Here is a 23,018-nt window from a genome sequence, read left to right as displayed (position 1 = left end):
CGCTGTCAGGAATCGATGATTGATCGACAGCTTACTGGGAGGTGCGGGAAGGGCCGAGCGGCGGTGTTAGAACAGCACCCACCACAGTGCGTAACCGACCGCCGCCGCCGCGAGGGCGAACCACTTCCCCCGCCTCGTCGCCGGGACCCGCGGCTGCGTCCGCCGCGACTCCTCCGGCGCGGTGTCGATCGCGGCGAGCGCGATCCGCTCGACCCACTCCGCGCCCGGGTCGGACCGGACCGTGACCCGCCAGGGCCGCTCCGGTTCGTAGTCGACGACGACGGTGCGCCCGGTCCGGACGCGGTCCAGTTCCATCAGGTTGACCGAGGAGTTCGCCAGAACGCGGAAGGCCGGACCGTCCTGAGGAGCCACGGTGAGGTCGAGTCGCACCGGGAAGTCCGGCCCCTCGCCCACGGCGCGGGAGGACTCGATCCGGGCGGCGGCCGCCACGGTCGGTCCGGGAGCGGCGCCGAGCCCGAGCCGTCTGCGGCGGCCGGCGTACAGTGCGCCGCCACCGGCCAGTCCGGTCCAGGGAAGCAGGTTGACGCCGACGACGAACTCGGCCACTCCGGCCGCGCCGTCGTCCCCGAACTGGAGGGCGCCGTCGGTGATCGCCCCGAGCTCCCCGCCCGCGAGCACCCACAACACCAACCCGAACCAGAACACCCGACCCCCAAGCTGTTCGTCGCGCGAGACCCACAGTCCGACGTCGAGTCTTCAGGGTGCCGGGGCGGCGCCGGAGTCGGGAATAGCCCTCTACTCGGTGATCTCCCGGCTACCGGGCCGGGCCGAGGACGTCGGCGAAGCCGAACAGCGTGACGAGCGCCGGGTCGTGGAACGCCACGACACCGGCGACGCCGTCGGCCGTCGCGGCGAGGACGACGACGCCGTACGCGAGCAGGGCGCCGTCCGCGTCCCGCCGGTAGATCGCGGCGGCGGGCTGTCCGTTGGCGGTGGTGGCGAGCAGTCGCCAGTCGCCCGGCCTGCCCAGCACGTGGGCGTCGAGCAGGCGCAGGCAGTTCTCGCGGCCCGCCTGCCAGTCGAGGAACGGGGTCGCCTCCAGGGTGGCGTCAGCCCGGAGGACCCGCTCCAGCAGGCTCGCGTCGGCGTGTTCGAAGGCTGTGAGGTACGCGTCGAGCAGGGCCCGGGCCCGCTCGTCGGTCGGTTCCAGCAGGTCCTCGGGGTCGGGGCCGAGCTCTTCGAGCCGGGCGCGGGCCCTTTGGAGGCCGCTCTTGACCGCGGCGACGGTGGTGTCCAGGATCTGCGCGGTCTCGGCCGCCGAGAACGCCAGGACCTCGCGCAGGATGAGGATCGCGCGCTGGCGGGCCGGGAGGTGCTGCAGGCTGGCGATGAGGGCCAGCCGCAGCGATTCGCGGGCGACGACCACCGCGGCCGGATCGCCCGCGGAGGGCGCGATCCAGCCGTCCGGCAGGGGTTCCAGCCACGCGGTGCCGGACGGCGCGGCACGGTTCGCCGGAGCACCGGATCCGTCGTCGGGGTCGCCCAGACCGGAGGGCAGCACACGGATCCGCCGCGGTTCCAGGGCCGTCAGGCAGACGTTGGTGGCGATCCTGTAGAGCCAGGTACGGATCGAGGCACGGCCGTCGTACCGGTCGAAGGCCCGCCAGGCGCGGAGGTAGGTCTCCTGGACGAGGTCCTCGGCGTCGTGGGCGGAACCGACCATCCGGTAGCAGTGCGCCAGCAACTCCCGGCGGTACCGCGCGGTTTCGGCTGCGAACTCCATGCGCTGCTCCGTGCTCCTCAGTGCCGGCTTCAGGGACTTCAAGGGCGCAGGGCCAGTTTGCCGATGGTTCTGCGGGCCTCCAGGTCGGCGAGGGCTCGCGGGCCGTCGGTGAGCTCGTAGGCGGTCGGTTCGGAGGGAACGAGGACGCCGGCGGCGATGAGGGCAGCCATCTCGCCCATCAGCTTGCCGAACAGATGCGGCGCGGAGTGGATCAACACGCCGATGTTCAGGCCGATGAGGTGAACCTGGTGCTGGTAGACCAGGTCCCAGTTGGTGACCGTGGCCTCTCCGCCGGCCAGGCCGAGGACGACGACGCGCCCCGTGACCCGCTTGGCGGCGGCCAGACTGGCGCAGAACGTCGCGCCGCCGTTCGTCTCCAGGACGAGGTCCGCGCCCACGCCGCCGGTCAGACTCGATACCTCGGCAGCGAGGTACCTCGAGTTCGAGTCCAGGACGTGGTCGGCACCGAACGTCCGCACGGCCGCGTGCTTGCCCGACGAAGCCGTGCCGATCACCGTGGCCCCATAGTGCTTGGCGAGGACCACCGCCGCCTGGCCGGTCGCCCCCGCCGCGGCATGCACCAGCACGGTCTCCCCGGCTGCGATCCGCCCCGACGTCGTCAGCGCCGCCAACGCGGTCGGCCAGGTGACCGCCGACCCCAGGGCCTGCCCGGAGGTCCACCCCTCCGGCACCGGCAGCGCCGCTACCGCGGGCAACGCCATGTATTCGGCGAAAGCCCCCGTCCCCACACCAACGACACGCGTGCCTATGCCAGGCCCCTCCACACCCTCCCCGACGGCCACGATCTCTCCCGCGGCTTCGAACCCCGCCACGTAGGGCGGCTGCGGCCCGCCGCGAAACGTCCCGTGGGCCTTCGAGACGTCGGCGAAGTTCACGCCCGCGGCATCGACCTGGATCAACACCTCCCCGGGGCCTGGGACCGGCACTGGCGCATCGCTGATGAAGCGCATGTCGCCTGGGCCTTTCAACGAGGTCTGCTGCAGGGCTCGCATGATGGTCGGAATGTTCATGCCGGGGTAGACCGAAGTGGCCGCCGAAAGGAATCGCCGCGCTGGTCACGGACCTGAGCTGTGGGACGACAGCAGCGCGGCGAAAAGCCGTGGCGGCGGTGTGTGGCCCGCCACCACGGCTGTCCAGGGGCCCGGTGAGCTCAGCCGGTGAACGCGGCCAAGCCGTTCGGTGTGCCGAGCCCGGTCGGGCCGTCGTAGCCGGTGCCGCCGGTGCAGAGGTAGGACGGCGAGCAGGTGCCGTTGTTGCCGGTGGTGACGTCGTTCAGCGCGGAGGTGTGCGCGTAGGCGTCGGCCGCCGGGACGGCCGCGCTCGGAGTGCCGGCCAGGGCGTAGACCGAGGCGATGATCGGCGACGCCGCCGAGGTGCCGCCGTAGACGGCCCAGCCGGTGCCGCCGTAGGTCTGGTACACCGCCACGCCGGTGGCCGGGTCGGCCACGGCCGAGACGTCGGCGACGGTGCGCTTGGCGCAGCCGGTGTCCTTCTGCCAGCTCGGCTTGGGCTCGTAGGCGGAGCAGCCCGAGCCCGCGCCCTCGCCGGCCTTGGTGTACCAGACCGACTCGCTCCAGCCGCGGGTGCTGGAGTCGCGCTTCAGCGCGGTCCCGCCGACCGAGGTGACGTACGGCGAAGCCGCCGGGTACTGCACACCGTAGGCGCTGTCACCGGAGGAGACGGTGATGGCGACACCCGGGTGGTTGAAGTACGAGGTGTCATAGCCGGTGTCCGCGGAGGACTCGCCGCCGCCGTAGCTGTTGGAGACGAACTTCGCGCCCATGCTGACCGCGGTGTTGACCGCGGTGCCCAGGTTGGTCATGGACGCGGTGGACGCCTCGACCAGGATGATGTGGGCGTTGGGGGCGATGGCCGAGACCATGTCCAGGTCCAGGGATATCTCCCCGGCCCAGCTGGTGCTGGAGCGCGGGAGCTTGCTGCCGCCGGTCTGGTTGACCTGCTTGAAGCAGCCGGAGGCCGAGGTGCACGCCGGCAGGCCGTACTGGGCCCGGTAGGTGTTCATGTCGGCTTCGGCGTTCGGGTCGTTGTACGCGTCCACGATCGCGATCGTCTGGCCGGCGCCGCCGTTCGCGGGCAGGTTGTACGCGGACAGCAGGTCCGCCGGGCCGAAGCCGGACGGCGTCGCGTTCGGAGTCACCCCGAACGCCTTCACCTTCTCCGACACCCCAGTGACCCGCAGCGCGTGGCACGCGGCATCGCCGGCGGCGGGAGCGTCGCAGACCCGGGACCACGCGGCGTGTCCCGCCGTCGGAGCGGCACCGGCGTTCGCGGCCACGGCGACCCCGGATACGCCGAGCACAGCGGCACCGGCCAGGGAGAGGACGGCACGTCGTCCGGTCGGGCGCAGGATGGATCGCAAAGTACTGCCTCCTGGTGGGAAGGGGGTGGTCCCGCTCCGCGGAAGCAGGTGGCGACGAAGTTATCGACGGCCCAGAAGGTTGACAAGATTCTTTACGGGCGTTTGGCCTTCGTTCATGGAAGACAAGGGTTTCCCCGGTAAACGCAGCGTCACGGTGAGGCCGCCTTCTGGGCGCGTACTGATGTCCAGCGCCGCGCGATGGGCTTGGGCGACCGCGTTGACGATGGCAAGGCCGACTCCGTAGCCGTCCTCCCGGTCGGGGGAGAGCCGTTGGAAGGGTTGGAGCAGCCGCTGGAGCTGGTCTTCGGGGACGAGCGGTCCGCTGTTCGTCACCGTGATGCCCGCCCACGACCCGGACGCGCCGGTCTCGATCCGGACGTGCCCGCCCTGGTGGTTGTGGCGTATGGCGTTGTCGACCACGTTGGCGACGAGGCGTTCGATCAGTTCGGGGTCTCCCACCGTCGCCGCCGGCGCCAGCTGCTCGGTCAGCGTGATGCCCTTGCCCGCCAGCGCTTCGCAGCGGGACTCGAGGATCCGGCGGGTGATCAGGGCGAGATCGCATGCCTCCCACCTGGCGATCCCGCGCTCGCTCATGGCGAGGGCGAGCAGTGCGTGGATCAGCCGCTCCTGGTGCTCGCCGAGGGCCAAGGCCTCCTCGCAGACCGCTCGCAGGGTCCCGGCATCGGCTTCGGGATCGGCGAGGGCGACTTCGAGGAGCGTGCGCTGACCGGCCAGAGGCGTCCGGAGTTCGTGCGAGGCGTTGGCGACGAAGTGGCGTTGGGCGTCGAAGGCCGTTTCCAGGCGGGCGAACAAGGCGTCGAGTGTGTGGCCGAGCGCGGTCAGTTCGTCTGTGGGTTCGCCGAGATCCAGGCGTCGGTCCAGGGTGCCGGCGGAGATCGCCCGCGCCGTGCCGGTGATGGCTCTGAGCGGGGACAGGAACCGGCCGGCGACGAACCAGCCGAGGGCCAGGGCGACCGGGACGAGGACGACGAGGGCCAGGACGGATCCGACGAGAAGCCGCTCCGGGCTGATGCCGTCGCCGGTCGCGGCGATCGTGGCCGGCGCGGGACGGTCGACGGGGACGGTCGACCGCACGCCGGCGAGCGGGAGGTCGACGAGTAAGAGCACGATGATCCCGGCGACGTAGATCCCGGCCGCGTAGGCGAGTGCGAGGCGGATCTGCAACGATCGCCGGGTGTTCCGCCGGGCGGAGGTCATGATGATCCGACGCGGTAGCCGGCGTCGCGGACCGTCTCGATCAAGGGCGGCTCGCCGAGCTTGGCGCGCAGCCGGTGCACGGTGTGCTTGACCGCCGTGGTGAAGGGGTCGGCGGCTTCGTCCCAGACGCGTTCGAGCAGTTCCTCGGCGGAGATCACGATGCCGGGCTCGGCGAGCAGGCAGGCGAGGAGCGCGAACTCCTTGGCGCTCAGGTCCAGGCGCCGGCCGTCGCGGAAGGCGACCTGGCGCGCCGGATCGAGGCTCACGTCCCCGTACGTCAAGACGGGGGGAAGAGGCGGGCCGGACCGGCGCGCCAGGGCCCGGACCCGCGCCACCAGCTCGGCGAACGCGAACGGCTTGGGCAGGTAGTCGTCGGCACCGAGGCCGAGCCCGGCGACGCGGTCGGCGACGGTGCCGGAGGCCGTGAGCATCAGTACCCTGGTGCGGCTGCGGCCGGCGGCCAGTCCCCGGCAGATCTCGTCCCCGGACACGCCGGGCAGGTCCCGGTCGAGGATCACGACGTCGTAACGGGTGGCGGCGAGACGGTCGAGGGCGGCCGCCCCGTCGAGCACGACGTCGACCGCCATGCCCTCGCGCCGCAGGCCGGTGCCCAGCGAACGGGCGAGCACCTCGAAGTCCTCGACGATCAGGACCCTCATGGTCGGCTGCTTCCGGTCACCATGGCCCCAGCCTGCCAGACCGGAGGTCGCAGCCGGGTCGCAGTCGACGCTACCGGGACGGAACCGGCCGGTGCGTAGAACCGGTGGCATGAATGAGGTCAGCGTGGCCGGGCTGCGCAAACGCTTCGGGGCGACACCCGCCCTCGACGGGATGTCCTTCACGGTCCGATCCGGTGTGGTGACCGGCTTCGTCGGGCCGAACGGGGCCGGGAAGTCCACCACGCTGCGGGTGGTCCTGGGCCTGGACACCCCGGACGCGGGCTGGGCGCTGGTGTCCGGACGTGCCTACCGGACATTGCATCGTCCGCTGTGCCACGTCGGCTCGCTGCTGGACGCCGGTGCACTGGAGCCCGGCCGCAGCGCCCGGAACCACCTGCTGTGGCTCGCCAGGACGCAGGGGATCGCGACACGACGGGTGGAGGAGGTGCTCGAACTGGTCGGCCTGGCGGCCGCGGCGCGCCGCAAGGCCGGCGGCTACTCGCTCGGGATGCGTCAGCGGCTGGGGATCGCGGCCGCGCTCTTGGGCGATCCGCCGGTGCTGCTGCTCGACGAGCCGTTCAACGGTATGGATCCGGACGGCATCATCTGGGCCCGGTCGCTGCTGCGGTCGCTGGCGGCCGAGGGGAGGGTCGTCCTCGTGTCCAGCCATCTGATGGGCGAAGTGCAGGAGATGGCCGACCACGTCGTCGTCGCGGGCCGCGGCAAGGTGATCGCGGACGCGCCGCTGGAGGACCTGCTCGCGCGCCACGGCACCCTCGAAGCCGCGTACCTCCGCCTGACCCGCGACCAGGTCGAGTTCCGGGCAGGCGGTGCGGCGTGAGCGTGGTCAGGGCAGAGTGGATCAAACTGCGCAGCGTTCGGGGCCGGCTGATCGCCCTGATCGCCGCGGCGGTCGCCATGGTCGTGTTCTCGGTGTTCTCCGCCGCCGGCGAGCGCCGTCACTGTTCCGGGCCGACGGGCTGTCCCTCGCTCGTGGTCGGTCCCGGCGGCCAGGCCGTGGTGGACAGCTACGAGTTCGTCGATCGGCCGCTGGCGGGGGACGGGACGTTGACTGTGCGCGTCTCGTCTCTCGCCGGTGCGCAACCATGGGCGAAAGCGGGGCTCCTCATCACGGCGAGCACCGAGCCTGGTTCTTCCTACGCCGCGGTCATGGTCGCCGCGGGCCACGGTGTGCGGTTCCAGTACGACTACACCCACGACGTGTCCGGGCCGCAGGATCCACCGGGGGCTCCTGCTGCACGCTGGCTCCGCCTGGTCCGAGCCGGAGACACCGTCACCGGTTACGCGTCCGCCGACGGTTCGGCGTGGACGCGGATCGGGGCCGCCCGCCTGTCCGGGGCGGCGGGCGTCGTTCGCGCGGGGATGTTCGTCACGTCACCGCAGAACGCTGATCTGACCGAGCACCCGTTCGTGACCTCGGGGGCGGTTCTGCCCACGCTCGCGACCGCCGCCTTCTCCGACCTCACCGCGGACGGCGCCTGGCCGGCAGCCAACTGGACGGGCCGCACCGTCGGCCCGCCCGACGACTCCTACCCGGTGCTGACCGGCGGTTCCCAGCGCCTGGGCGACGGAAGCCTCCAGATCAGCGGTTCCGGCGACATCGCCCCCGCGGTCGGCGGCGTCGAGGGCACGGGCGTCACGATCGACCACACGCTGGCCGGCGGCTTCGTCGCGCTGATCCTGGTGATCGCCGTCGGCACCCTGTCCGCGACGTCCGAGTACCGCAGGGGCCTGATCCGTACGACGCTCGCCGCCACACCGCGCCGCGGTCGCGTCCTCGCGGCCAAGGCCGTCGTCATCGGCGGGTCGACGTTCCTGCTCATGGTCTCGGCGGCCGCGCTCTCGCTCGTGCTCGGGAAGCGTGTCCTGCTCGCCAACCACGACCTGCTGTATCCCGCGACCGTCGCGGCCCAGGCCCGGGTCGTCGTCGGCACCGCTGGCCTCATCGCCGTCGCCGCGGTCGTCGCCCTGGCCCTCGGCGTCGTCTTCCGCCGCAGCGGCGCGGCCATCACCGTCGCGGTCGTCGCCATCGTCCTGCCCTACATCCTCTTCCAGGCACTGCCCACCGGCGCGTCCGAATGGCTGCTGCGCGTCACCCCCACCGCTGCGCTCGCGATCCAGCAGACGCTGCCGGTCTATCGCCAAGTGGCCATCGGGTACACCCCGGTCAACGGCTACTACCCGCTCGCGCCGTGGGCCGGCTTCGCAGTCCTCTGCACCTACGGCGTCGCCACCCTGGCCCTGGCCGCGTGGCTCCTCGGCCGGAGGGACGCGTGAGGCGGGACTACATCGAAGCACTCTGCGGCGAGTGGACGAAGGCCCGGACCGTCGCCTCGACGGCGTGGCACCTCGTCGCCGCGGTCGCCTCCGGCATCGGCTTGAGCGTCGTCGTGTGCGCCCTTGCCCGCGCCGGGATCGGCGCGGGCCAAGACTCCACGAAGTCGGCTCTCAGCGGGCTCCAGTTGGCTCAGGCACCGCTGGCGCTTTGCGGAGTGCAGCTCATCACTGGTGAATATCGCAGCGGCCTGATCCATACCAGCCTCGCGGCCGTGCCGCGGCGCACGATGTTCGTGGCCGCCAAGGTCACGGTCATCCTCGGTCTCACTCTCGCCGCGGCCACGGTGACGATGGCAGGGGCCCTTCTGGTCACCCGCACCGAGCCGAACCCGCACGTCGTACTGTCCGCAACGCTGCACGTGATCTACGTCGGGATCCTCTCTTCCGGTGTGGGCTTCCTCGTCCGTGATACGGCCTTCGCCGACGCTTTGGTGCTGGGCGTGCTCTACGTCCTTCCGCTCGTCTCCCGGCTCAGATGATCCGGTCGCTTCCGCCGTCCACCGGGATCTGCGCGCCGGTCGTCGCCCGGAACGACGGGCCGCAGACGTCTGCGACGAGGGCGCCGACGAGGTCGCTGGTCACCTCGGTGTGCAGGAGATTGCGCTGGCGGTACTGCTCAGGGGTGAGGCTGTAGTGCTCGGCACGGGCCCGGATGATCTCGGGGGTCCACAGGCCGGTGTCGAACACGGCGTCGGGATGGACGATGTTGACGCGGATGCCGTCGTCGGCCCATTCGAGGGCGGCGATGCGGGCGAGTTGGGTGGCGGCGGCCTTCGAGGCGGAGTACGCGGCGGCGCCGCGGCCGGGGGCGGCGGCGTTCTTGGAGCCGATGAGCACCACGCGGCCGTGGCGCGGCGCGCGTTGGAGGAGACCGTGGAGTTCGGCCAGCAGGTGCGCGAAGGCGTCGGTGTTCACGGCCATGGTGCGGCGCCAGTGGTCCGGGTCGAAGGCGTTCATCGCGCGGCTGGGGCCGAAGACGCCGGCCGAGGCGACGAGGATGTCGACGCCGCCGAAGCGGTCCACGCCCTGGGCGATCGCCGTTCTCAGGGCGGCGGGGTCGGTGACGTCCGCGACGATGCCGAGGTAGTCCGGCGGCTTCGCGACGGCCGCCACCCGCTCGTCGACGTCCAGCCCGACGACGGCCGCGCCGCGCGCCAGGAGCGCCTTCGCGCACGCTCTGCCGATGCCCGAGGCGGCGCCGGTCACCAGCGCCACTTCCCCGGCGAACTCCGGAGGGGCCCCGGCCCGGCGGAGTTTCGCCTGTTCGAGCTCCCAGTACTCGACGGCGAAGACGTCGGCGGCGGGCAGCGCCCGGTAGCCGCCGAGCTGTTCGGCGCGGTCGATGATGTCGATCGTGTGTCGGTAGACGTCGGCGGCCATCGCGGCGTCCGCGGCGCTTCGGCCGAACGCGATCATGCCGAGGACGGGATCGAGGGCGATCCGCGGCGCGGGGTCGAGCATCGTGGTCTGTCCGGCGTCGCAGAGGTCTTCATAGTAGGCGGTGTACTCCTTGGCGTAGCCCTCCACGTCGCGGCCGACCATGGGCAGCCGCTTGGTGCGGATGACGTGGTCCGGAGTAGCAGGGCCCTGCTGCGAGACCGTCGTCAGGTCCGACCGGCGGCAGAACGCCGTGCTGGCCGGGTCCGTCGAGCGAGTGGCGATCATCGGCGCGCCCGCGACCCGTGAGACAGACCGGCGGAGTGAAGCAAGGGCGAGCACACCGGGTGGGGTTCCGGCCTCGGTCGTGGTCAGCCGCGTGTGGGCGGCCAGGTAACGCTCGGCGCGATCGACGACCTCGATCATCCGGTCGTAGGCGACACGCGCGGACGGTCCATACGTGAACACGCCGTGGGACATCAGAACCATCGCCGGAGGCAGGGGGCCCCGGAGGCCGTCGAACAGTTCGCGACAGCGCTTGGCGAGGTCGAACCCCGGCATCACGTACGGAACGATGACGAGGTCCCCGCCGAGCGCCTCGCGAACCCGCGTCTCGCCGTCGTCGAGGTTCGTGAGCGTCAGCACCGCGTCCGCGTGCGTGTGCAGCACGAACGTCTCCGGGATCAGCGCGTGCAGCAACGTCTCGACCGACGGATCCGGTGCCGACGCGTCCAGCCGGGCGCACCGCAGTTCGTTCATCATCGCGGCGTCGGACAACGCGTCGACGCCGAGAACCTCCCGCAGCCGCTCCAGCCGCAGCGGGGTGAACCCCGGGCCCTCGATGGACGCCAGATCCCAGCCGCTTCCCTTGACCAGCAGCGTGGAGACCTCGCCGGCCACGACGTCGCGGCTCACCGCCTTGACCGAGGTGTTCCCGCCACCGTGCAGGACCAGCCCGGCGTCCGCTCCCAACAGCCGGCTGGCGTACACGCACTGCCCCAGCGGGTCCGCTTCGTCCGGCGCCGCGCCGTCCTCCCACCGGTTCCTCATCCGGCACGTCCCGCCGGCACGGTCCGCGGCCCCATGATCCTCGCTTCGGTGACCACGGCGGTGATGAGCTCGGCCGGGGTCACGTCGAACGCCGGGTTGAACGTCTCCGTCGTCTCCGGCGCGACCGGCATGCCGAGCACCCGCCGCACCTCGTCCGCGTCCCGTTCCTCGACCTCGATCAGCGCCCCGTCGGTCAGGTCCGCGTCCACCGTCGACTCCGGGGCCACCACCACGATCGGGATGCCGTGGTGCGCGGCGCCGACCGCCAGGCCGTAGGTGCCGATCTTGTTGGCGACGTCGCCGTTCGCCGTGATCCGGTCGGCGCCCACCACCACGCAGTCGACCAGTCCGCGCCGCATCAACGACGCCGCCGCCGAGTCCACGCACAGCCGGTGCGGGATGCCCGCCCGCGCCAGTTCCCAACTCGTCAGCCGGGCCCCCTGGAGCAGCGGACGCGTCTCGTCCACGATCACGAACTCGACGTGGCCGCGCTCGGCGAGCTCGAACACCGCGCCAAGGGCCGTTCCCCGCGGGCCCGCGGTGGCCAGCGCTCCGGCGTTGCAGTGCGTGAGCAGACGCAACGGCCTCGGCGGACACAACTCGGTGATCAGGTCGGCGGCGTTCGCGGCGGCCTGGTGCGTCCGCCGGTCGTCCTCGTCCATGAGCCGCCGGGCCTCGGCCACGACGGCTTCGGGCCCGCCGGCCAGCACGGTGAGCGTCTGCTCGACGCCCCAGCGGAGGTTGACGGCTGTCGGCCGCGCCGAGGCGATCCGCTCGGCGTCCTTGCGCACCCCGGCTTCGTCGAGCACCCCGTTCCGCATCCGCTCCCGCGTCGCGAGCGCCACTCCGAACGCGCCCGCGATGCCCAGCGCCGGCGCGCCGCGGATCGCGAGCCGCTGGATGGCGGCGATCAGGTCTTCCACGGTGTCGATGTGCAACACCGTCTCCTGATGAGGCAGTACGCACTGGTCGATCGCGATGATCGCGCCGTTTTCCCAATCCAGGGTTCGCATGGCCGTGTATTACCCGGAAGCGGGTTCATGCAGGCTTCAAGTTCTCGGTGATGCTGCTCGCGACGACCGGCTTGTTCGCCCTCGGGCCGGCGCTCAGCCGCGGGCGCCGGGGCGCCTTTACTGCGCACGCACGGGTGGGTCGCTATCTTCGTGCTCGAGGACACTCCGACAGGCCGTCGACAGCAGGGGGATGCCGCGTTGGTGGGGGAAGGCACGTCCGAGCGGGTGATCGCGGGCAGGTACCGGTTGATCGCCGAGCTCGGTTCGGGAGGGATGGGCCGCGTCTGGGAGGGACGGGACGAGCAGCTCGACCGGCGGGTGGCGCTCAAGGAGGTGGGCGTCCCGAACGCCTCGCCGGCGGAACGCGAGCCCCTGGTGGCGCGCGCCCTACGGGAGGGGCGGACCGCTGCGGCCCTCGCGGACCATCCGAACGTGGTGCCGGTGTACGACGTCGTGATCGAGGACGGCGTGCCCTGGATCGTGATGCAGCTGGTCCGCGGCCGGTCGTTGCGCGACGTCCTCCAGGAGGAGGGACCGCTGGCGCCGCGGCAGGCGGCCCGGATCGCGGAGGCGATGCTGTCCGCGCTGGCCGCCGCGGACGCGGCCGGGGTCGTCCACCGCGACGTCAAGCCCGGCAACATCATGCTGGCCGACGACGGGCGCGTCCTCCTGACCGACTTCGGCATCGCCAAACGCACCGACGACACCGGCCTCACGAGCACCGGCCTGTTCGTGGGCACGATGGAGTACACGGCGCCGGAGCGGGTCGAGGGCCATCCCGGCGGCCTGGCCTCCGACCTGTTCTCGTTGGGGGCGACGCTGTTCCAGGCGGTGGAGGGCACCTCGCCGTTCCACCGGAACACCACGACCGGCACCCTCAACGCGGTCCTGATCCAGCCGCTGCCGCCGTTCCGGCGCACCACCGACGAGAACCTCCGAACCCTGATCGAGGCGCTGACGCGCAAACACCCTGGCGACCGCCCCGACGTCGCTCGCGCGCGGGCCCTGCTGACCGGCGCGACGCCGCCTCCCGAGCCGGTCGTGGCGGTGCTGGACGACGTCCCGCCGCGGCACGGTCTCGGCGGCGTGCCGACTCTGTATGACCGCCTCGCTCCGACTGTGGTGCCGCTCGTGCCGCCCGTGCCGCCCGCGCCGGGTGGGGCGCGCCGGACCGTCGTGGCGGTGGTCGCGTCGGTCTGCGGCGTCGCGCTCGTCGTGGCGGGGGTCGTGGCCGTCACGGCCGTGGTGCGGGACGGCGGCAAGGTGCCGTCGGTCGCGCTGAGCAGCTCCGCGTCGCCCCTGCAGCAGATCTCGCAGCCGACGGCCGCCCGCCTGACGACGTCGGCATCGACCACGGCACCGACCACCGCACCGACCACGGCACCGACCACGGCCGAAGCCTCGACCTCCGCGGCGAACCCGCCCGCTCCGAACCCGCCGCCGCCACCCCGTCCGATCACCAATCCCGGCAGCGGCCTGTGCGTCGACACCAACGGGCCGATGGCCTCGGGGATCGCCGTCCAGGTTCGCACCTGCGGCAACTTCACCGGCCAGGAATGGACCTACGACGCGACCGCCCACAGCCTCGTGAATCCATCGAGCGGCTTGTGCATCGACACCGGCGGGGCGCCCGCCAAGGGGGTGCCGGTCCTGCTCCGTCCCTGCGGCTACTTCAGCGGTCAGCAGTGGTCCTACGACAGCGGCACCGGCCGCATCACGAACGTGCCCAGCGGCTTGTGCCTGGACACCGACGGCACGCCGGCCAATCTCGTCGATCTCGTGCTCAACCAGTGCGGTGACGCCTCCAGCCAGCTTTGGCATATGTGACACCCGAAGGGAACCCGATACCGTTCTGGGCAATCGGGTTCGGGCAAGGGGTGGACACGTATGGATCAGGGGCCTGACTGGCAGGTGCCGGGATACGCCGACGTCGAGGAACTCGGCCGCGGTGGCTTCGGGCGGGTGGTGCTCGCGCGGCGGTTGGCGGACGGCGCGCCGGTGGCGGTGAAGTATCTGGCGGATCGGTTGGTCGGCGATCCAGGGTTCCGTGCCGAGTTCCAGCGGGAGGCGCGGACGCTCGCCGGGCTTCAGTCGCCGTACACGGTCCGGTTGTACGAGTACGTGGAGACCGGAGCACCGGTGACCGGTGCGGCGATCGTGATGGAGTACGTCCCCGGCGCTTCGTTGCGCAGGCTGCTGGTGTCGGCGGGGGAGACGCCCATGCCGCCGGAGGCCGCGTTGGGGATATTGAAGGGTTCGTTGCTGGGTTTGGGCGCCGCGCACGACGTGGGTGTGGTGCACCGGGACTACAAGCCGGAGAACGTTCTGGTGCGCCCGGAGGGTATGTCGGTGCTGGCCGACTTCGGGATCGCGGTGCGGGCCGGGGACCTGGCCGCCGGGGTGGTCGGGACGCCGCCGTACATGGCGCCGGAGCAGTTCACGGGGGCGTCGCCGTCGGCCGCGGCCGACGTGTACGCCGCGACCGCAGTGTTCTTCGAGTGCGTGACCGGGCGGCGACCGATCTCGGTGGAGTCGCGGGACTTGGACAGCTGGGCTCGGGCACACCGCGCGGAACGCGTGCCGGTGGAGATGGCGCCCGCACAGGTCCAGGAGCTGATCGCGCGCGGTCTGGCGAAGGACCCGAGCCGGCGTCCCGCACAGGCGCTGGTGTTCGCCGCGGAGTTGGAACGGGCCGCGGTTCAGGCGTACGGACCGGACTGGGAGCGGATCGGGCGGCAGGTGCTCGTCGGGGCGCTGTCCGGGCTGGCCGCGACCGGGGTGCTGCTGTCGCTGGTGCCGGGCCTGCTCGGGCCGGCGGCGCCACTGCCCGTGCCTCTGCCTGTGTCGCCGCCCGCGGTGCCGCCGCCGACGATGGGACCGCCGCCCGCGCCGAACCTGCCGCCGGGGACTCCGAGCGTTCCCTCCGGCCCGCCCGGACTCGGTGCCCCGCCTGCGCCGGGCTATCCCAGCGCACCGCAGAGCCCTTATCCGCATATGGCGCGCCGGCACTTGTGGCGGCATCTGAAGGCCAAGCTGGGAGTGGGCAAGGCCATCGCGACGCTCACCACAGCCGCCGTCGTCGTGGCCGGCGGTACCACAGCCATCGTGCTGACCACCAAACAGAAGCCGAAGACGCCCGCGCCCGTCCTGGCAGTCCCGAGCAGGACCCCGCAGACCAGCGCCTCACCGCTGGACCTCGGCCCTCTCACCGGCGACTGGTCCGCCCACAGCGCCGGCCTGAGCATCAAACCGGACGGCACCTTCACCGTCTTCCAGCGCATCTACGGGGGGAGCTTCGACAACGCGCACGGCAGCGGCCGCCTCACCCGCGCCGCCGACGGCACCGCGGACGGCGAGATCACGCAGTCCGACCACACGACCGGCGACGGTGCCATCCCGCTGGGGACGGTGCACCTCACGTTCGCCGCCGACAACGACACCGTCCAGATCAAACTGAGCGACAACCAGGCGTACACGTTCTGCGGGGCCGATGCTCCGGTGGGGTTCTGCGGCGCCTGAGCCGCGCGCCATTCCGTGGGCTATCCGTGGGTTCCACCGTGTGGTTCGCCGTGCCGGGCCGCCAGACCATCGAGCCATGGAAACCCACCAGAGCCGCTCCTCCACCCCGTACCAGAGCCGCTCCTCCACCAGGCGTCGTCGATCCACTGGAACGCGGTGGTCGGCGCCCTTCTGAACGTCGACGCCCTTCTGAACGTCGACGACCTTCTGAGCGGCCGTGGAGAGGATGGCCGCTCAGAAGGTCGTCGCCTCACAGATCCTGCTCCATGGCGGCCAGTTCCTCGGGCGTGCCGTAGCTGATCGGACCGCGGTAGGTGCGGCGGGCCGTCACGAACCACCACACGGTGGCGATGAGCAGCACCACCGCCAGCGCGACCGGCGCGTAGTTGAACGACTTGTGCGTGATCGGGCTCGACTGGGGCAGCAGGAACAGGATGCTGCTCAGCGTGATCCATACGACGGCGACGGTCGCCACCGGCCGGCTCCAGCGACCCAGGTTCCACGGACCGGGGACGAAGTCCTCCCCGCGGCGCAGGCGCAGGAAGATCGGCACGCCGTAGGAGCCGAACAGCCCGATGACGTTGACCGAGACGATCGCCTGGAACGCGACCGAGTTCCACAGCGACGGGACACCCAGCAGGAACGCGCCGACCGCGGAGAACCAGACCGACTTCACCGGGGTGTGGGTGCGCTTGCTGACCGAGCGCCACAGCTGTCCGCCGGGGATCGCGCCGTCGCGCGAGAAGGCGAAGATCTGGCGGGAGTTCGACGTCATGTTGGCCAGGCCGCAGAAGAAGATCGCGCCGCAGATCACCAGCAGGAAGATCTTGGCGGTGGTCAGGCCCAGGGCGTCGACGAAGATCTGCGCGGCCGGGACGCCCGCCTTGGCCTCGTTGTCGTAGTCGGTCATCGAGTAGGTCAGGGCCAGGATCAGGACCAGGCCCGCGATCCAGGAGAACAGGATCGAGCGGACGATGCCCTTGGGCGCCGAGACCGCCGCGCGGGTGGTCTCCTCGGACATGTGCGCCGAGGCGTCGAAGCCGGTGAACGTCCAGCTGGTGAACAACAGTCCGATCAGGCCCGCGTACAGACCCGACTTGAAGCCGGTGCCGTTGACGAAGTGGGTGAACGCGAAGCTGGTCGAGTTGTGGTGGGACGGGAACACGATCAAATAGAAGGTGATCACCAGACCGCCGACGAGCAGCCACGCGACGCTGATCTTGTTCAGCAGGGCGACCAGGCCGACGGTGTACGTGTTCAGCAACGCGTGCACCAGGAGGATGCCGCCGTAGATCGCCAGGATCTCCTTGGCGTCCGGGTTGAAGCTCGGCCACTGGAGCGTCGCCAGCGCCACCGCGAAGTTCGCCAGCGCGAAGTCGGTGGCCGCGGTGCCGCCGATCTGGCCGATGAAGTTCAGCCAGCCGGTGAACCAGCTCCAGCCGGCGTTGTGGCGCTTGGCCAGCTTGGCCGACCAGTAGTACAGCGCCGCCGACGTCGGGAAGCCGGAGGTGATCTCGGCCATGGCCGCGCCGACGAACAGCACCAGCAGGCCGACGCCGAGCCAGCCGAACACCATGATCCGCGGCCCGCCGGAGATCATGGCGAAGCTCAGCGCGGTCATGACGCCGGAGATGAAGTTGATGATGGTCGCCGAGATGGCGAAGTTCCCGAACGCGTTGACCCGCCGCGCCAGCTGGCGCGGATAGCCGAGTTCGCGGAGCGTCTGGTCGTCGTCGGGCATCGCCGACGGGCCGCCTCGGCGGTTCGTCGATGGGGCGGAGGTCGCCATCTGCCGTTCCTCTCAGGGGAAGGGGGGAAGAAGATGCGCGGAGCGGACCGCGTGGGACGTGCGCGGGCTGAATCAGGGTCCGGACATGCTGCGCTCCCGGGCCGCGACCAGGACCTGCTCCGGGTCCCCGTGCAGCGCCCAGGGCGTGGTCAGCGCGTAGGGGCCGATCGCGTCGAAGACCACGCTCGCCGGCTCCCAGTGCGACCCGGCCCACAGCGCGTGGGCCAGGAGGTGCAGATCCGGCAGCAGGACGCCCTTCCCACCGGTCGGGGCGAACCACCGGGTGTAGCAGCGTTCCGTCTCCTGCTGCGCGTACGCCGTCGACCAGTTCCGGTACGTCAGCAGGATCTTGTTCGTCTCGTTGCGCTCCACCTGCTCGCGGAACGTCTCGATGAACGCCAGCAGTTGCAGGACGCACAGCGCGGACTCGGCCGGTGCCCGGCTGGTGATCCACAGCGCCACCCCGGTCACCGCCGGCACCGAGCCGCCGCTCTTCGGGCCGACCGCGGCCAGCAGCCGGTGGTGCGCCTCCCGGTTCCACGGATCGCGCTGCCACACCTGGCCCATCGTCTGCCACGGCCCGTCGACCGCCAGCTCCCGCGGGCCCGGCACCTTCTCCGGCGCGGCCGGCGCCAGGTGGAGGAGCGCGACCCAGGGCAGGGGGTCGCCCGGGAACCGCTCGGCGGCCTCCAGGCACTGCGCCCGGGCCAGCTCGATCAGGTCGGCGGCCTTGGGATGCCGCGTGCGGTGCGCCTGCAGGGCCCTGATCACGTTCGCGCGCATGCGCAGCAGCGCCGCCTCCGGGCTGCCCGGCTCCTCGGCCAGCCACGCGGTGTCCACACCGCTGGACGCGGCGACCTGCGCCAGGATCAGGTAGCGGTAGTCGCGGACGTCCTCGCTCACGCCGCGGGCGGCCAGCAACTCCCCGGCCAGCGCGTAGCGGCCGGTGCGCAGCTCCTGGGTGGTGGTCGCCAGCCGCCGGTCGTCGCCGGCGGGATCCCACACCAGCTTGGGCCGGCCCTCACCCGGTCCTTTCCGCTTCACCACGGGCGGGGCGCTTCACTGCGGGGCATCATTCCAGCCATCCCCGTAACGGGAGTGCCCACCCGGTCACCGCGGCCGCCGGGGCGTGCGCCGGGAAGGGTAGGCGGGTTGCGCTGTGTGAGCACACGGCAGCCACCGCCTCTGTGGAGTCTGTTGTCAGGGCCCGAACCGAACGCGGATTACCCAAGCGGAAAACCGGGCCGTTCGGGAAGCGCACGGACAAGGCGCCGACTATGCACGAACCATGCGACAAGGCCTCTGACTCATCAGTATGCTGCCTGAGATCTGACTGTCCGCATACTGATGATTGCAGTCCGGTGACTCCCGGAAGAGTAGGGCATCCATGGCCAAATCCAGGCAGACCGGTCCGCGCCGGGTGGGGCTCGCCCGCGCCCGCGAAGCGGCCGGTCTCACCCAGGAGGCGTTCGCGGCGCTGGCGGGCGTGGAGGTCTCCACGGTCGTGCGCTGGGAGAGCGGGACGACCACCCCGCTGCCCGGGAAACGGCCCCGGATCGCACGCGCGCTCGGGATCGGACTCCACGATGTGGAACGGCTGCTGTCGCCGGGAGGTTCCCGGCCGGGCGGAACGGCCGGCGCGGCGGGTCCGGGGGAGCCGGACGACGCCAGGCTGGCGGCCATCACCGGCGTACGCGAGGAGATCGCCGGGCTGGTCGGCGAGTACGAGGCCCGGCCCACGACCGGGTTGGTGGTGCGCGCGGCGGGGTTGCTGGCGCGGGTCGAGGCGTTGCGGAGTGCGGAGGCCGCGGACCGGGCGGGGCGGGGCCGGCAGGCGGCCGGCGGCGCGGGGCTCGTTGAGGGTTCGCTGAGGATCGGCGGTGGCGCGGTTTCACAGATGACTGATCAAACAGGCCGTCCGGTATCGGGGAAGCTTGTGCCGACCGACCGCGCACAAGTGTTCCGCGGTGTGGCTGACGGATCCGGCTCGTCGCTGTCGGCTGCACACGCCTTCCGTGGTGTCGCCGAGGGACCCGCTGTGTCGCCGACATCGCCGTCCGCCGTCGCGGACCGCTCGGGGTTCGCCTCCGCCGCCCCCGTCACCGCCGTCGCCCCCTCCGTCCCGGCCACGCCGTGGCGCTGGCGCCGTGACCTGGACATCACCGAAGCCGAGACCGCCCTGCTCGTCGGACGCCTCCTGTGGGACGCCGCGGGCCGCCGCGATCCGTCGGCCGCCGAAGAGCTCTTCGACCGGGCCGCCCGCCGCGCGGCGCAGGCCGGCGACTCGGTCCTGCAGGCCTCCGCGATCCTGCGCTCGGCGTTCCTCGGGCTCTACGGCGGCGACCCGCGCGCCGGGATCCGCCGGTGCGTGCAGGCCTCCGTCGTGGCCGCGCCGGTCAGCCACGCGCTGTTCGCCCTGGCCCGCCTGCACGCCGCCGAGGGGTACGCGATGCTCGGCCACGTCGGCGAGGTCGACCGCGCACTGGCCGCGGCCCGCGCCGCGATGGCGCTGATCGACGCCGACGATCCGGCGCCGGACGCCTGCCCGCCCCGGACCTACCGGCGCCTGTCCGGGGCCGCCCACCTGGCCCTCGGCCGGTACGCCGAGGCGCGCGCCGCCCTCACCGCCGCGGCCGCCGGCCATGAGCCCGGCAAGGTGCTCGCCGTCGTGCTCGGCCACCTCGCCCTCGCCTGTCTCGGCGAGGGCGACGCCGACGCGGCGCTGCCGCACCTGCGGACGGCGATCGAGCTCGCCGAGGCGACCCGGTCGCCGGGGGCGCTCGCCGTGGCGTTCCGGGCGGCGCGGGAACTCGTGGGTGTTTCCGGCGGTGCACAGCCCGGAGCGCTGGAGACCGTGGACCGGTTGCTGGCGCTGTCCGCTACTGGCTGAAGCTGGCACAGGGTCCTGCGGTACTGGTCGGCCGCGGTCGGGTCGCAGGTCTTCGACGCGCCCTCGGTCGCGCGCCACGAACGGGTTCCGTCAGTAAAGCAGCACGACGCCCACGTCCGGGGATCCTGGGGCACCGCCGGCGGGACCAGCGCGTCGTCGCCGATCATCGCCGCGATGATCGCTCTGGCGGGTGACTCCGCGGCCCTGCCGAGGGCCCAGTACAGCTACGCCCACGCCACCGGCCTGTTCGACGCCACCTCGGGCTCCAACGCGAACTGGAACTGCGTCGGCGACTATCTGTGCACTGCCAAGACCGGCTACGACGGCCCGACCGGAGCCGACTACCGCGTCACGCGGTAGTCGGCCAGCAGGTAACCCGCGGGCGACAGGACGCTCTTGACCGCTTCGAGGCGGAACGTCGGCAACCCGTCCAGGAGCCGTCGCCCACGGCCGGCGACCACGGGGCAGACGACGAGCCGCAACTCGTCGATGACGCCCGCCGCGAGCAGCGCTTGGGCGACCGAGATGCCGAAATGGACGCCGATGTCGCCGCCGGAGGAGTTCTTGAGATCCCGCACGAACTCGACCAGGCCGCCCTCGATCACCGTCGCGTTGTTCCACGACCGGTCCAGAGGGGTGGAAGTCGCGACGTACTTGGGGGTCGTGTTGATGAAGGTCGCGAACGGCTCGATCTCGCTGTTCGGCCAGAAATCGACGAACTCGTCGTAGCTGCGACGGCCCATGATGACCGCGTCCTGGGTGGCGATGGTGTTCTCGCCGTAGGCGTCCACCACGTCGTCCCAGCCCGAGAGGAACTTGTCCGCCTCCTCGGCGACGCCGTCCAGGGACAGGAACTGGGACAGGACCACCTTGCGCATGTCTTCCTCCACGTGAGCGGGTTGTCACCCCATCAGACGGCTCGGCCCGCCGAAACTCATCGGTGGGCCGAGTGTCGCGTCGGTTTCCAAGTTGTCCATACAACTATTCACTGCCATGTCACACATCTGCTGCCGCCGTGACGGCGGTCCGTCACGGCGGCCGGACACCGTTCCGGGTATGTCTTCGCAGCCCAAGGGCCCCTCCCGCAGAACCCTTCGCTCCGGCGTCGTCGTCGCCGCGGCCGTCGCCGTGCTCGGCGCGGGCGCCGATGCCGCGCTCTCCCTGCCGGCCGCCGACGCCGCCACGGTCGCCGCCGCCGCCGCTGCCGCCGACACGTCGACGCTCACCCAGACCACCAGCAACCCCGTCCAGCAGGGCGACAAGGTCTCGTTCTCCTACAGCGTCCCGGCCGCCAGCCTGAACACCAAGAACTGGATCGGCATCTACAAGCCGACCGACACGCCCGGAACACAGGGCTCGACGAGCTGGCAGTACGTGCCCGACGCCTCGGGCACGGCGACCTTCGACACCCATGCCCTGGCCGCCGGGGACTGGAAGGTCTACCTCTTCTTCAACGACGGCTACACCGTCCTCGCCGGGCCCGTCACCCTGACCGTGACCGGGGTCCCGCCGATCGTCGTCCCGCCGCAGCCGGACACCGGCACCGGGCCGAACCTCATCGTCAACGGCGGCGCCGAGCAGGGCGAGGGCACGCTGGACGGCGTCGACACCAACACCGTCCCGGGCTGGAAGGCCGACGGCCTGCTGAACTCCGTCGCCTACGGCGCCACCGGCGGCGAGGGCGTCACCGGTTTCGCCAAGCTGACCTCGCCCGGGCCGGTGAACCGCGGCCAGAACTTCTTCGCCGGCGGGGGCGGCGGCGTCAGCACCGGGACCCAGGTCGCCGACGTCAAGACCGCGGCGAAGCAGATCGACACCGGCACCGTCACCTACAACCTGACCGCCTGGCTCGGCGGCTCCGGCACCGTCGCGGACACCGCGGGCGTGGTCAGCACCTTCCTCGACGCGCACGGCAAGGCCCTGGGCACCGCGACCCTCGCGCCGGTCACCCCGGCGATGCGGAACAACGCCACCGGCCTGATCCCCGAGCAGGCGCTCGGCACGGTCCCGGCCGGGACCCGCTCCATCCGCACCGTGCTGACCGTCACCGGCAACCAGCCCCACGACCGCACCGGCCACGGCCTGGGCTTCGCCGACGACCTCTCGCTGCGCATCTCGGCACCGGTCAAGGCCCCGGCCCCGGTCAAGCCGCCGGTCGCCGAGGTCCCCGGCTACGACCACGTCTTCGTGGTGATGATGGAGAACCAGGACTACAAGGGCGTCATCGGCGACACCGCGCGGGCCCCGTTCATCAACAGCCTGCTCGCCAAGGGCGCGAACCTCACCGGGGCGCTCGGCGTGACGCATCCGTCCGACCCGAACTACGTCGCCCTGGCCGGCGGCAGCCTGTTCGGCGTCACCGGCAACGACCCGTTCGGCAGCACCGTCAACGCCCAGCACATCGGCGACCTCGTCGACAACGCCGGCGGCAGCTGGCGCGGCTACATGGAGAACGCCGCGCAGCCCTGCGACACCGGCGCCCACGGTGCCTACACCATCGACGACCTGCCGTTCTACTTCTTCAACGACGTCAAGAACAACCCGGTCAACTGTGCGGCGCACCTGCTGCCGCTCACCCAGATGACCACCGACCTGAAGGCGGCCTCCACCACGCCGACCTTCTCCTGGCTCAGCGCCGACGACTGCGACGACATGGAAGGCTGCGGCGTCAAGGCCGGCGACACCTGGCTGAAGAACACCCTGCAGCCGGTCTTCGACTCCCCGGCCTGGAAGACCCAGCGCTCCCTGATGATCATCACCTGGGACGAGGACGCCGCCGACGGCCAGCAGAAGCTGGAGAACATCCCCACCCTGGTCCTGGGCTCGCAGGGCACGGTGAAGCCCGGCTCGACCAGCGACGGCCGCTACACGCTCTACAGCATGCTGCGGACCGTCGAGGCGGCGCTCGGCCTGCCGAGCCTGACGAAGAACGACTTCTACGCCCCGGCGATCGAGGGCATCTGGAGCCGCGAGGACGACTGACCGTCGAGAGCCGGCGCG

Annotated in this window: 19 protein-coding genes; 8 read left to right on the top strand and 11 right to left on the bottom strand. The window is 71.7% G+C overall.

Going from position 1 to position 23,018, the window contains the following annotated elements; genetic code table 11:
- Positions 1-66: 66 nt before the first annotated feature.
- The 6 genes from ABD466_RS23145 to ABD466_RS23120 all read right to left on the bottom strand — a co-directional run bounded on the left by ABD466_RS23145 (position 67) and on the right by ABD466_RS23120 (position 6,022).
- Positions 67-666, bottom strand: coding sequence for a hypothetical protein (locus ABD466_RS23145; protein ID WP_344659236.1), 600 nt, complete (start codon positions 664-666; stop codon positions 67-69).
- A 109-nt stretch (positions 667-775) separates the two neighbouring features.
- The gene (locus ABD466_RS23140) at positions 776-1,777 is read right to left on the bottom strand and encodes a sigma-70 family RNA polymerase sigma factor (RefSeq protein ID WP_425558714.1); all 1,002 of its coding nucleotides are present in this window, start codon (positions 1,775-1,777) and stop codon (positions 776-778) included.
- 5 nt (positions 1,778-1,782) lie between these two features.
- Positions 1,783-2,775: a zinc-binding dehydrogenase gene (locus ABD466_RS23135; RefSeq protein ID WP_344659235.1), complete on the bottom strand. Its 993-nt coding sequence runs from the start codon at positions 2,773-2,775 to the stop codon at positions 1,783-1,785.
- Positions 2,776-2,915: 140 nt separating this feature from the next.
- Entirely contained in the window at positions 2,916-4,145 is a 1,230-nt protein-coding gene (locus tag ABD466_RS23130; protein ID WP_344659234.1) for a S53 family peptidase, read from the bottom strand.
- A 60-nt stretch (positions 4,146-4,205) separates the two neighbouring features.
- Complete coding sequence (locus ABD466_RS23125; RefSeq protein ID WP_344659233.1) at positions 4,206-5,363, bottom strand: sensor histidine kinase; 1,158 nt, start codon at positions 5,361-5,363, stop codon at positions 4,206-4,208.
- On the bottom strand, positions 5,360-6,022 hold the full coding sequence (locus ABD466_RS23120) for a response regulator transcription factor (protein WP_344659232.1): 663 nt from the start codon (positions 6,020-6,022) through the stop codon (positions 5,360-5,362). Before ABD466_RS23120 ends, ABD466_RS23125 begins: the two co-directional genes overlap by 4 nt.
- A 109-nt stretch (positions 6,023-6,131) precedes the next feature.
- On the opposite strand from ABD466_RS23120, the gene ABD466_RS23115 reads away from it, so the two are divergent.
- From ABD466_RS23115 to ABD466_RS23105, 3 genes are read left to right on the top strand one after another with little or no spacing between them, the layout of a single operon-like run.
- Positions 6,132-6,863 carry an ABC transporter ATP-binding protein gene (locus ABD466_RS23115; protein WP_344659231.1) on the top strand — a complete coding sequence of 244 codons (732 nt, stop codon included), beginning with the start codon at positions 6,132-6,134 and terminating at the stop codon, positions 6,861-6,863.
- Positions 6,860-8,320 (top strand): DUF1349 domain-containing protein, encoded by a 1,461-nt coding sequence (locus ABD466_RS23110; RefSeq protein ID WP_344659230.1) that lies wholly within the window; start codon positions 6,860-6,862, stop codon positions 8,318-8,320. Before ABD466_RS23115 ends, ABD466_RS23110 begins: the two co-directional genes overlap by 4 nt.
- Entirely contained in the window at positions 8,317-8,859 is a 543-nt protein-coding gene (locus tag ABD466_RS23105) for a hypothetical protein (protein ID WP_344659229.1), read from the top strand. Before ABD466_RS23110 ends, ABD466_RS23105 begins: the two co-directional genes overlap by 4 nt.
- On the opposite strand, the gene ABD466_RS23100 is transcribed toward ABD466_RS23105, so the two are convergent.
- Together ABD466_RS23100 and mtnA are read right to left on the bottom strand one after the other, a co-directional pair.
- Positions 8,852-10,807, bottom strand: a complete 1,956-nt coding sequence (locus tag ABD466_RS23100) for a bifunctional aldolase/short-chain dehydrogenase (protein WP_344659228.1) — start codon at positions 10,805-10,807, stop codon at positions 8,852-8,854. The genes ABD466_RS23105 and ABD466_RS23100 overlap by 8 nt on opposite strands.
- Positions 10,804-11,820: an S-methyl-5-thioribose-1-phosphate isomerase gene (gene mtnA, locus ABD466_RS23095; protein WP_344659227.1), complete on the bottom strand. Its 1,017-nt coding sequence runs from the start codon at positions 11,818-11,820 to the stop codon at positions 10,804-10,806. The genes ABD466_RS23100 and mtnA overlap by 4 nt, the downstream gene beginning before the upstream one ends.
- 201 nt (positions 11,821-12,021) lie before the next feature.
- On the opposite strand from mtnA, the gene ABD466_RS23090 reads away from it, so the two are divergent.
- On the top strand, positions 12,022-13,647 hold the full coding sequence (locus tag ABD466_RS23090; protein ID WP_344659226.1) for a serine/threonine protein kinase: 1,626 nt from the start codon (positions 12,022-12,024) through the stop codon (positions 13,645-13,647).
- A gap of 60 nt (positions 13,648-13,707) precedes the next feature.
- Positions 13,708-15,339, top strand: coding sequence for a serine/threonine-protein kinase (locus tag ABD466_RS23085; RefSeq protein WP_344659225.1), 1,632 nt, complete (start codon positions 13,708-13,710; stop codon positions 15,337-15,339).
- Positions 15,340-15,589: 250 nt separating this feature from the next.
- Here ABD466_RS23085 and ABD466_RS23080 read toward each other — a convergent pair whose 3' ends face one another.
- Both ABD466_RS23080 and ABD466_RS23075 read right to left on the bottom strand, forming a co-directional pair.
- Positions 15,590-17,128 carry an amino acid permease gene (locus tag ABD466_RS23080; protein ID WP_344659224.1) on the bottom strand — a complete coding sequence of 513 codons (1,539 nt, stop codon included), beginning with the start codon at positions 17,126-17,128 and terminating at the stop codon, positions 15,590-15,592.
- 72 nt (positions 17,129-17,200) lie between these two features.
- Positions 17,201-18,175: a hypothetical protein gene (locus ABD466_RS23075; RefSeq protein WP_344659223.1), complete on the bottom strand. Its 975-nt coding sequence runs from the start codon at positions 18,173-18,175 to the stop codon at positions 17,201-17,203.
- A 340-nt stretch (positions 18,176-18,515) separates the two neighbouring features.
- Here ABD466_RS23075 and ABD466_RS23070 point away from each other — a divergent pair, with 340 nt between their 5' ends.
- The gene (locus tag ABD466_RS23070; RefSeq protein ID WP_344659222.1) at positions 18,516-20,018 is read left to right on the top strand and encodes a helix-turn-helix domain-containing protein; all 1,503 of its coding nucleotides are present in this window, start codon (positions 18,516-18,518) and stop codon (positions 20,016-20,018) included.
- Positions 20,019-20,192: 174 nt separating this feature from the next.
- Positions 20,193-20,378, top strand: a complete 186-nt coding sequence (locus ABD466_RS23065) for a hypothetical protein (RefSeq protein ID WP_344659221.1) — start codon at positions 20,193-20,195, stop codon at positions 20,376-20,378.
- Here the strand turns inward: ABD466_RS23065 and ABD466_RS23060 are convergent.
- Positions 20,360-20,896, bottom strand: coding sequence for a dihydrofolate reductase family protein (locus ABD466_RS23060; protein WP_344659220.1), 537 nt, complete (start codon positions 20,894-20,896; stop codon positions 20,360-20,362). The genes ABD466_RS23065 and ABD466_RS23060 overlap by 19 nt on opposite strands.
- Before the next feature lie 178 nt (positions 20,897-21,074).
- Between ABD466_RS23060 and ABD466_RS23055 the strand changes: the two genes are divergently transcribed.
- Positions 21,075-23,000: an alkaline phosphatase family protein gene (locus ABD466_RS23055; protein ID WP_344659219.1), complete on the top strand. Its 1,926-nt coding sequence runs from the start codon at positions 21,075-21,077 to the stop codon at positions 22,998-23,000.
- The last annotated feature ends 18 nt before the right edge of the window (positions 23,001-23,018 follow it).

Source organism: Catenulispora subtropica (genome assembly GCF_039531675.1).
Classification (GTDB): domain Bacteria; phylum Actinomycetota; class Actinomycetes; order Streptomycetales; family Catenulisporaceae; genus Catenulispora; species Catenulispora subtropica.
This window is presented reverse-complemented; position numbering and strand designations above follow the sequence as displayed.